Origin of the sequence: Arsenicicoccus sp. UBA2120 (assembly GCF_002330965.1) — a bacterium.
Classification (GTDB): domain Bacteria; phylum Actinomycetota; class Actinomycetes; order Actinomycetales; family Dermatophilaceae; genus Arsenicicoccus; species Arsenicicoccus bolidensis.
The window spans coordinates 32270-35095 of record NZ_DCYC01000091.1; the positions used below are offsets into that span (position 1 = coordinate 32270).

Annotated in this window: 3 protein-coding genes; all 3 read right to left on the reverse strand. The window is 73.3% G+C overall.

The annotated features are described in order from the left end of the window. Positions 1 to 123: 123 nt before the first annotated feature. Genes B2P18_RS15725 through B2P18_RS15735 form a run of 3 tightly spaced genes read right to left on the reverse strand, consistent with a single transcriptional unit; the run spans position 124 to position 2692 of the window. Positions 124 to 957, reverse strand: coding sequence for an IclR family transcriptional regulator (locus B2P18_RS15725; RefSeq protein ID WP_286961517.1), 834 nt, complete (start codon positions 955 to 957; stop codon positions 124 to 126). A 10-nt stretch (positions 958 to 967) separates the two neighbouring features. Continuing rightward, positions 968 to 1651, reverse strand: a complete 684-nt coding sequence (gene ligK / locus B2P18_RS15730; RefSeq protein ID WP_286961518.1) for a 4-carboxy-4-hydroxy-2-oxoadipate aldolase/oxaloacetate decarboxylase — start codon at positions 1649 to 1651, stop codon at positions 968 to 970. Positions 1652 to 1678: 27 nt separating this feature from the next. After that, the gene (locus B2P18_RS15735) at positions 1679 to 2692 is read right to left on the reverse strand and encodes an amidohydrolase family protein (protein ID WP_286961519.1); all 1014 of its coding nucleotides are present in this window, start codon (positions 2690 to 2692) and stop codon (positions 1679 to 1681) included. Between the last annotated feature and the right edge of the window lie 134 nt (positions 2693 to 2826).

The window sequence follows — 2826 nt, forward strand, 5'->3', positions numbered from 1 at the left end:
GGGGGGGGGGGGGGGGGTGGATCTCCAGGTCCAAAACTCCCACGGGGACCGGCGGGGCGTCTGCGGCCCTTCCACGGGGCGGAAGGGGGATCGAGCGGGTCGCACCTGCTCGCGCGGACCGCGTCAGGACGGGCGGGGGACCCTCGCGCCGAGCGCGTCGGAGATGGCCTGCGCCGACCCCAGGACGGCCTGGCGCAGCCCGCCGATCCGGTCGGTGGCCGGGGCGCTGGCCACGACGACGCCGAGCGCCGCGTGCACGGGCCCCGAGCGCCCCATCCGGATGGGCGCGGCGACCGCCACGGTGGTCTCCGACAGCTGCCGGTCGCTGACGAACACCTGCTCGCGCCGGATGGCGCGGAGCTGCTCCTGCACCGTGACCGGGTCGGTGACCGTGAACGGCGTGCGCCGCGGGATGGGCTCGGCGAGCACAGCCTCCTGGATCTCGGGCGGTGCGTAGGCGAGCAGGACGCGCCCCATGCCCGTGGCGGTGATCGGGAACCGGCCACCGACCATCGTGAGCAGCTCGACGGACCGGTGCCCGGCGATGCGCTCGACGAAGACCAGCTCGGTGCCCTCCCGGACCGCGAGCTGGATGTTCTCGTGCGTCGCCTCGTAGAGGTCCTGCAGGAAGGGGAGGGCGATCTCCCGCAGGATCTGTCCCCGGGGGCAGCCGGACGCGACCTCCCACAGCCGCAGCCCGACGTGCCACGAGGCGTCGTCGCCGCGCTCGAGCGCGCCCCACTCCTCCATCTCGCGCACCACCCGGTGCACGGTGCTCAGGGCGAGGCCGCTCGACCGGGCGATCTGGGTCAGGGTCTGGCTGGGGCGCTCGCGGCTGAAGGTCGCGAGGACCGCCATCACCTTGCCGGCGGCCGTGACCTGGCCAGGGACGCGGGGGTCCCGCGGACGCCGGTCGGAGGAAGCGACAGGATCCGCAGCGTCCGGACGAGGCGTCATCGGGTCTCCGTCAGTCGACGTAGCGCAGGCCTGCCTGGTCGAGGCCCTCGCGCATCTCGTAGTAGTCGAGCCCCAGCGTGCCCGATGCGAAGAGCTCGCGCTTGGCGCCCTCGTTGGCCTCGCGCTTGCGCGCCGCCTCCAGGACCTCGGCGACGCGGTCGGCGGGGACGCAGACGATCCCGTCGTCGTCGGCCACGATCGCGTCACCGGGGTGGACGATCATGCCGCCGCAGACGAGCGGCACGTTGACCGACCCCAGGGTGGCCTTGATGGTGCCCTTGATCGAGATCGCCCGGCTCCAGACCGGGAAGCCGATCTCCTCAAGGGTGCGCACGTCGCGGCAGCCGGCGTCGATGACCAGGCCGCGGGCGCCCTGCGCCTGGAAGGACGTGGCCAGCAGGTCGCCGAAGTAGCCGTCCGTGCAGGGAGAGGTGGGGGCGGCGACGACGACGTCACCTGGGCGGATCTGCTCGGCCGCGACGTGCATCATCCAGTTGTCACCGGGCTGGAGCAGCACGGTCACGGCGGTGCCCGAGATCCGGGCCCCGGGATAGATGGGGCGCAGGGAGGGCTGCAGCTGACCGACCCGCCCGAGGGCCTCGTGGACGGTGGCGCTGCCGAGCTCGGCCAGCGCGTCGGTGGCCTCGCGGTCGGCGCGGGTGATCTGCGTGTGGACGACTCCGAGCTCGTGCATGGGTGGATCCTCTCAGGCGGGTGGCGATCAGGAGATGGCTGCGTCGAGCCGGGGGTAGACGCGGCGGGCGTTGTGCTCGAACACGGCGGCGCGACCGGCCTCGTCGAGGTGCGGGGTGCCGTCGACATACCGGCGGGTGTCGTCGTAGCCGTGCCCGGTGAGCGGGTCGATGCCGCGGACCGCGCCGATCATCTCGGAGGCGAACAGGATGTTGTCCGTGGGGATGACCTGGGTGAGCAGGTCGACGCCGGGCTGGTGGTAGACGCAGGTGTCGAAGTAGACGTTGCGGAGGAGCTCCTCGGCCGGGGGGCGTTCCATCTGCTGCGCCAGGCCACGGAACCGTCCCCAGTGGTAGGGCACGGCGCCCCCGCCGTGGGGGATCACGAACCGCAGCGTCGGGAAGTCGGCGAACAGGTCCCCCTGGATCAGCTGCATGAAGGCCGTGGTGTCGGCGCCCAGGTAGTAGGCGCCGGTCGTGTGGACGGCCGGGACGCAGCTCGTCGACACGTGGATCATCCCGGGGATGTCGTGCTCGACCATCTTCTCGTAGAGGGGGTACCAGTAACGGTCCGTCAGCGGCGGGCTCGACCACCGGCCGCCGGAGGGGTCGGGGTTGACGTTGACGCCGACGAAGCCGTACTCGGTGACGGCCTTGTCGAGCTCGGGCAGCGAGCGCTCGATCGGGACGCCCGGCGACTGCGGGAGCATGGCGGCTCCGATGAAGCTGTCGGGGAACAGGCGGCTGACCCGGTGGCAGAGCTCGTTGCAGATGGCCGCCCAGGCCTCCGAGACCGCCGCGTCGCCGAGGTGGTGCGCCATGAAGCTCGCCCGCGGGCTGAACACCGTGAGGTCGATCCCGCGCTCGCGCATCGTGGCGAGCTGCTGGGTCTGGATCGTCTCGCGGATCTCGTCGTCGCTCATCACCAGCTCGCTGCTCGCGGGGGCTGCACCGCCGGTGTCGTATGCCGCGACCTGCCGGTCCCGCCACGCGCCGAGCTGCGGCGGAGCCGTCGTGTAGTGACCGTGGATGTCGATGATCATGCGGGGCTCCTTGTGGCGGGGGGGGGGGGGGGGGGAAGGGGGGGGGGGGGGGGGGGGGGCGGCGGGCGGGGGGGGGGGGGGGGGGGGGGGCTGGGGGGGGGGGGGGGCGGGCCCGCCCGCGGGGGGCCCCCCCC